This window comes from Sphingomonas turrisvirgatae (assembly GCF_001721295.1).
GTDB classification, from domain to species: Bacteria; Pseudomonadota; Alphaproteobacteria; order Sphingomonadales; family Sphingomonadaceae; genus Sphingomonas; species Sphingomonas turrisvirgatae.
Genome location: NZ_MDDS01000051.1, coordinates 1 through 6,438 on the forward strand (window position 1 = coordinate 1; position 6,438 = coordinate 6,438).

6 protein-coding genes are annotated in these 6,438 nt (G+C 67.8%); 2 read left to right on the plus strand and 4 right to left on the minus strand.

The window, feature by feature from the left end; translation table 11 throughout:
• The first annotated feature begins 108 nt into the window (after positions 1-108).
• Complete coding sequence (locus BFL28_RS15720; protein ID WP_079247203.1) at positions 109-1,626, plus strand: DUF389 domain-containing protein; 1,518 nt, start codon at positions 109-111, stop codon at positions 1,624-1,626.
• Here BFL28_RS15720 and BFL28_RS15725 read toward each other — a convergent pair.
• The 3 genes from BFL28_RS15725 to BFL28_RS15735 are packed head-to-tail and all read right to left on the minus strand — an operon-like array spanning position 1,604 to position 4,827.
• On the minus strand, positions 1,604-2,317 hold the full coding sequence (locus tag BFL28_RS15725; RefSeq protein ID WP_069321480.1) for a hypothetical protein: 714 nt from the start codon (positions 2,315-2,317) through the stop codon (positions 1,604-1,606). The genes BFL28_RS15720 and BFL28_RS15725 overlap by 23 nt on opposite strands.
• Before the next feature lie 3 nt (positions 2,318-2,320).
• Positions 2,321-2,905, minus strand: a complete 585-nt coding sequence (ppa, locus tag BFL28_RS15730) for an inorganic diphosphatase (protein WP_069321481.1) — start codon at positions 2,903-2,905, stop codon at positions 2,321-2,323.
• A 32-nt stretch (positions 2,906-2,937) separates the two neighbouring features.
• On the minus strand, positions 2,938-4,827 hold the full coding sequence (locus tag BFL28_RS15735) for a M61 family metallopeptidase (RefSeq protein ID WP_069321482.1): 1,890 nt from the start codon (positions 4,825-4,827) through the stop codon (positions 2,938-2,940).
• A gap of 118 nt (positions 4,828-4,945) precedes the next feature.
• Between BFL28_RS15735 and BFL28_RS15740 the strand changes: the two genes are divergently transcribed.
• Positions 4,946-6,298 (plus strand): methyltransferase family protein, encoded by a 1,353-nt coding sequence (locus tag BFL28_RS15740; RefSeq protein ID WP_069321483.1) that lies wholly within the window; start codon positions 4,946-4,948, stop codon positions 6,296-6,298.
• Here BFL28_RS15740 and BFL28_RS20990 read toward each other — a convergent pair.
• The coding region (locus BFL28_RS20990) for a hypothetical protein (protein ID WP_158011663.1) at positions 6,235-6,438 on the minus strand (204 nt) is incomplete at its 5' end. The genes BFL28_RS15740 and BFL28_RS20990 overlap by 64 nt on opposite strands.

Consider the following 6,438-nt stretch of genomic DNA (forward strand, 5'->3'; position numbering starts at 1 on the left):
GGCTGCTTTCGCCGCTCATGATGCCGATCATCGGCCTGGGCTTCGGCATCGCGACGCTCGACTTCACCGAAATCCGCCGCAGCGCCACCTCGGCCATTGCCCTCCCCCATGTCCGCGTCCTCAGCCTCCACGCCCACAGCGCCCGATCACGCCGACCGCAGCAAGCTCCACCGCTGGTGGCGGATCTGGGTCGTCGGCGGCGTCGATCACGACGAAGTGCTTCGCCAGATCGCGGAAGATTCGGGCTGGTCCGGCCGCTATGCCTTCCTGATCCTGGTTTCCGCTGCGATCTCGCTGCTCGGCCTGCTCATGCCGTCGGTGGCGGTGCTGATCGGCGCGATGCTGCTTTCGCCGCTCATGATGCCGATCATCGGCCTGGGCTTCGGCATCGCGACGCTCGACTTCACCGAAATCCGCCGCAGCGCCACCGCACTGCTCGCCGGGTCGGCCATTGCGATCCTGCTCAGCGTCGTGCTCGTCTCGATCTCGCCGGTACAGACGATCACCAGCGAAATCGCGGGCCGCACGCAACCGACGCTGTTCGACCTGCTCGTCGCGCTGCTCTCGGCCGTTGCCGGCGCCTATGCGCTCATTCGCGGACGCGGCGGCACGGTGGTCGGCGTCGCCATTGCGATCGCCCTCATGCCGCCGCTCGCCGTGGTGGGCTTTGGCATCGCGACGTGGAACTGGACCGTGTTCGCGGGCTCGCTGCTCCTGTTCATCACCAATGCCGTGACCATCGCGCTCACTGCCGCGCTCGTTGCCCGCGTCTACGGCTTTGGCAGCCACCTCTCGCCGCACCATACCGGGTGGCAGCTGATCCTCTTCTTCGTCGCGCTCGGCGCGCTGTCGATCCCGCTAGGCGCGGGGCTCCGGCAGATCGCGTTCGAAGCGGTCGCCCAGCGCCAGATTCGCGACACCATCCGCTCGCGCTTTCCGGCCGAAGCTCGCCTCAGCCAGCTCGACATCGACTATGGCGCGACGCCGATCCGCATCCGCGGCGTCATGCTGACCCCGCGCCTGGATCCAGAGGCCGACGCAAGCCTGACTAAAGCGCTCGGCCAGCAGCTCGACCGGCCGATCGACCTGCATGTCGATCAGTTGCAGATCACGCTCGATCCCGGCGCGGTCGAGGCGGCGCAGATCGCGCGTGCCGGCAACCGCCAGGGTGAGGCCGAACGCACGGCGGCCGAGCACGCGATCGGCCAGCTCGCGCTGATCGCGGGAGTCGCGCCGGACGCCGTGCGCGGCGATCCGGCCGCGCGCACGCTCGCCGCCACCGCCGCCCCGCTTCCCGGCCTCACCCTCGATGGCTACCGCACGCTGGAACGCCGCGCCTCAGCCGCAATTCCGGGTTGGCAGGTGCGCCTTGCCCCGCCGGCCGAGATCGACCCGCCGGCGTTGCCGATCGAAGGCGGCGTGATCGACACCGCCGCGCTCGATCTGGCCGGGTGGGTTTCGGCTCGCCTCGACCGGCCGCTCAGGGTCGGTGGCGGCACGGCGGCTCAGCGCGAGTCGGTCGCCGCGGCGATCGTCGCGCGCGGCGGTCAGGCAGAGGTTGGCGAGCCGGCGGGCGCCCTCGCGCTCGCCGGGCCGCCCGCTCCTACGGCTTCGCTGCAGCCATAAGCCGCCGCTCGGGCAGCCCGGGCACCGCCGGCCGCACGCTGCCGATCGCCGCCGTGACCAGCAGCGCGCCCCAGGCGACGGCATGGCCCCGCATCATCGCCGGATCATGCGGCGCGCGCAGCAGATGGACCAGCGCCACGACGCCGCCCGCGCCGATCACGCCGGCCGCGATCTTGGCGACCGGTGCGCCGCGCCACAGGATCAGCGCGATCATCAGCTCGCTGGCCGCCAGCAGGGCGAATTTGGGCCGCACCGTCCAGAACAGGCCGGTGAACGTTCGCTGATCCCCCGGCAGATTGCCGAGCAGCTTGAACAGGATCAGCCCTTCGATGAAGTCGAACGCGCCGGCAAAGGTGATCGCGCTGAACAGCGCCATGATCAGCCCCAGGCTGGCACGGCGCAGCGCCGCCACGGCACTCAGCAGAAAGGTCAGATAGGCCGGGATGAAACCCAGCATGTCTAGCCACAGCGCCTCGCGCTGCGCCGCGATCAGCCGGCTCGTGCACGGCTCGCTGCCGAACAGCGCCGCGACATCGGCGGCGCTGCGCACCAGTTCCAGCGCGATGATCGGTCCCGCCCCGCCCGTGTCGCCACAGGCGACCAGGCCCGGCACGCGACCGAACATCACCGATATCGTCAGCGTCGCCAGCCCGGCGAGGGCGCACCATCGCCAGGCCGATCGACTCGTCATCGTTCAGCCCTGCGGCGTGTCGACGCCGGTTGCGTCCGTCGATGCCTCGGCGGCGGCCTTGTCGTCCTTGTAACGCTGAATTGCCTCCAGCGTGATCTGACGCGCGTCCTCGGCCCCGCCCCAGGTGCCGATGCGCACCCACTTCTTCTTCTCCAGGTCCTTATAGTGGGTGAAGAAGTGCTCGATCTGCTCCATCACGATGCCGGGCAGGTCGTCCTTCTCGTCGACATCGGCATAATAAGGGAAGGTCTTGTTGTCCGGCACGCACACCAGCTTCTCGTCGCCGCCGGCTTCGTCTTCCAGGTTCAGCACTGCGATCGGCCGCGCGCGCACGACGCTGCCGGGGACGAAGGGCGATCGCGCGATGACCAGCGCATCCAGCGGATCGCCATCGGGCGACAGCGTGTGGGGCACGAAGCCATAGTTCGCCGGATACCGCATCGGCGTGTGCAGGATGCGGTCGACGAACAATGCGCCCGACGCCTTGTCGAACTCGTATTTCACCGGCTCGCCGCCCGTCGGCACTTCGATGATCACGTTCAGGCTGTTGGGCGGATCATCGCCCACAGGAATCAAGTCGATGCGCATTATGACTTCCCTCTGTTGGTTCGGCTTCCCCGTCAGCGCGGGGCTAGCAACCGATCCAGACCGCCCTCTCCAGAGCCTATCTTTTCGAGGCGCGGATAGCGCAGCCCTCCGCGATAGTCGACTGTCACGTCACGATAGCGCGTACCGTTCTTGACCAGCAGCTTGACTGGCGCCTTGGCCTTCACCGCGGCGATCAGCCTGTCGTCGGAATATTCCTCGCCGCCGATCGCGACGATCGTGTCGCCCGGCGTCAGGCCGGCCTCGAATGCGGGCGAGTCCCATGTGACCTGCGATACGGCGCCGGCCTTCCCCATCACGGCGCCGATCGAATAGCTGAGGTCGGTCTGGCTGCGCGTCTTGTCGTTGTTCTTGAACGACGGCGTCGGCGTGTCGGTATAGACCAGCCGATAGCCGTTCTGCTCGAACCCGGCGAGCGGCGCGCGCGCGTTCAGTCCATCCAGCCGCGTGCGCAGGAAACTCGCCCAGTCATGCGGCTGCACCCCGTTCAGCGTCGCGACGACATCTTCGAACCGGTACGTCAGCACGCCCCAATCGCCGTCGCGCATACCGAAGAATGCGCGCGCGAAATCATCCATCGACTTGGTGCCGCCCGACAGCCGCCGCAGCATCGCGTCGGTCTCCAGCCACACCAGCAGCCCTTCGTTGTAATAGTCCTCCGACCGCTGCCAGCTGACCCACGCCTTGGGACGGCGCGCGCTGATCACCGGATCGTTGGTCGTGTCCTCCAGGTCGCGCCAGGTCCGCGCCGGGCGGTTGTCCAGGTTCGCGGCGATGCTGGCCAGCATGTCCAGCGTGTCCTGCTTGGAAACGATCCCCGACCGCGCCTGAAGCACATAGCCCCAGAATTGCGTCTGGCCTTCGTATACCCACAGCATGGAATTGCGCATCGGCGTGCGGAAATCGGGCGTCCAGCTGTCCGCACCGCGCCGGAACTTGCCGTTCCAGCTGTGCACGAACTCGTGCGGCAACAGGTTGCGCGGTCCCGGGCCGTCGTTCCACTTGGTGAAGTAACCCGGCTTCACCCCGTTCTCGCTGCTGCGGTGATGCTCCAGGCCGATGCCGCCCATCTCGTCGCTGATCGCCAGCAGGAACTCGTACCGATCGTAATGCTGCGCGCCGAACAGCTTGATCGACTGATCGACCAGCCGCTTGTGCGCGTCGATCTGCTCGGGCGTGGCGTTCAGTTCCTCGGGGCTGTCGGCAACGACGTTCAGGTCGACGCGATCGCTCAGCTTCCATTCCTTGAAGTAACGGCCCGCGAACACCGGCGAATCGATCAGCGTCTCGTAATCGGTCTTCTCATAGACATAGTCCGCGCCCTGCTTGCGCGCCGGCAGCCCCGACGCCGCCGTCCATCCGGCAGGATAGGTCACGATCGCCTGCACCGGAATACGGCGCGTGAACCAGCCGGCGGGGTACAGGCTTACCTGCTCGAACTGCAGGTTCATCATGTTGCTCGCGATCGACACCCGCCCCTGTTCGGTCTTGGTCGCGCCGGTGAACTTGAACGACAGGTCCAGCTGCTTCGCGCCGGCAGGCACGTCGATGTGGAACGCCCACACGTCCACCGTGTCGCGCTTCCACGGCACGGGCTTGCCGTTGGCCGTGATCTTCAGCCCCGTCAGCTTCTCGATCTCGCCCCGCGCGGCGTGCTTGCCCGGCAGCCACGCCGGCATCAACAGCGTCATCGGCCCCGCCTGCGCCACCGGAATGGTCTGCCGCACCGACAGGATGCGCCGCGCCACGTCGGTCGCGTCCACCTTCACCGTCATCGTCCCGGGATAGGGCACGTCGCGCGGCGCGGGGATGCGGTTCTCATAGGGCGCATGCTGCGGCAGGCTGTTCTGCGCGGTGGCGGCGGAAGCAAGTAACAAGGCGGTAAGCGCAAAAACACGGCGCATGGATACGCTCCTGAACTGAAGGGATGTCGTACCTAAAGCAACCATCGCGCGGCGCGTAAAGCCTTGTATCGCCGCATCCTTCACGACTTGCTTACCAATCCGCGCTTATGCCCGCGCCATGTATCACGACCCCGCCCTCGCCCGCACCGCGGCCGATCCGCGCCCGAAGTCGGCGGTCAGCGCTGGCGTCGGGGTGGCAGGGCTGGTCGGCATGGCGGCCTGGCTCGCTTTTGCGCGCAGCAAGGGGCTGGACGGCCCCTTCGCGGCGCTGGTCAACCTCGCGGCCTGCGGCGTGCCGATGCTGCTCTGGGCCGTGCTGGTGGACAAGGTGCACCGCAACCCCAGCACCGGCGTCGACTGGGCCAATCCGCGCCCGTTGCGCGAAACGCGCGACATCTCGCTCACCAAGCTCGCCGGCCTGTGGCTCACCTGGGGCGGCATCGCCGCGGTCTATGCCATCTGCCGCTTCTACTGGACCGGCAATTTCGCCTTCGCCATGTGGTGTTTTAAGGTCGCCGCGCCCGCGCTCTTCCTGCTCTCGGTCCCCTATGTCCTGTGGATCGACCGCCATCTGGTTCAGCCAAAGGACGGCGCCTGGCACCTCGGCGCATGGCTGCTCGGCTCGACCGAGCCGGTCGACGATGCCGCGATCCACAATCACCTGCGCAGCTGGGCGGTAAAGGGCTTCTTCCTCGCCTTCATGCTCGCGATCGTGCCCCCCGGCTTCGGCGCGTTCATCCGCGCCAGCAGCGAAGGGATCCTCACCAACCCGGTGGCGCTCGCCAACTGGCTCATCACCGGCATGTTCATGATCGACGTCGCCTTCGCGACCGTCGGCTACATCCTCACCTTCCGCCCGCTCGACAGCCATATCCGCAGCGCCAATCCCTACGCCGCCGGCTGGGCCTTCGCGCTGATCTGCTATCCCCCGTTCATCCTCATGGGCAATGGCGGCCCGCTCGATTTCCACCCCGGCACGGCGGAATGGAGCCACTGGCTCGCCGGCCAGACCGTGCTCTTGTGGATCGTCGGCACGGTGCTGGTCGCGCTCACCGCCATCTATGCCTGGGCGACGCTGGCGTTCGGCTTCCGCTTTTCCAACCTCACGCACCGCGGCATCATCACCCACGGACCGTACAGCTGGACGCGCCACCCGGCCTACCTGTCCAAGAACGCCTTCTGGTGGATCAGCATGTTCCCGCTCGCCACCACCGGCAGCCTCTATGATGCGATCCGCGCCACCTTCCTCCTCGCCTGCGTCAGCGGCGTCTACTGGGTCCGCGCCAAGACCGAGGAGCGTCATCTCGGCGCCGACCCCGATTACCGCGCGTACAGCGAATGGATGGAGCGCAACGCCCCCATCCCGCGCTTCGGCGCGTGGCTATCGGGCCGTCCGCATCGCCCGGGCTATGCCGGCGTCTCGATCCCCGCAACCGCCCCGCGATCCGGCCCCGCCGGCATCCCGGGATAGCCGCCCGCGCGCACGAACGCCTCCCACCGCTCCGCCGCCTCGATCGCCGCCGCCCGTTCGCTCGCCTTGCGCCGCTGTTCGATCAGCGCGATCCGCTTGAGCAGCACCCCCGTCATCTCCTGGCGCGAAGCCCCCCCGTC

Excerpts from the sequence above, each read along its gene's own strand:
- BFL28_RS15720 (WP_079247203.1), top strand. The coding sequence starts at position 109 with ATGTCCGCGTCCTCAGCCTCCACGCCCACAGCGCCCGATCACGCCGAC.
- BFL28_RS15725 (WP_069321480.1), bottom strand. The coding sequence starts at position 2,317 with ATGACGAGTCGATCGGCCTGGCGATGGTGCGCCCTCGCCGGGCTGGCG.
- ppa (WP_069321481.1), bottom strand. The coding sequence starts at position 2,905 with ATGCGCATCGACTTGATTCCTGTGGGCGATGATCCGCCCAACAGCCTG.
- BFL28_RS15735 (WP_069321482.1), bottom strand. The coding sequence starts at position 4,827 with ATGCGCCGTGTTTTTGCGCTTACCGCCTTGTTACTTGCTTCCGCCGCC.
- BFL28_RS15740 (WP_069321483.1), top strand. The coding sequence starts at position 4,946 with ATGTATCACGACCCCGCCCTCGCCCGCACCGCGGCCGATCCGCGCCCG.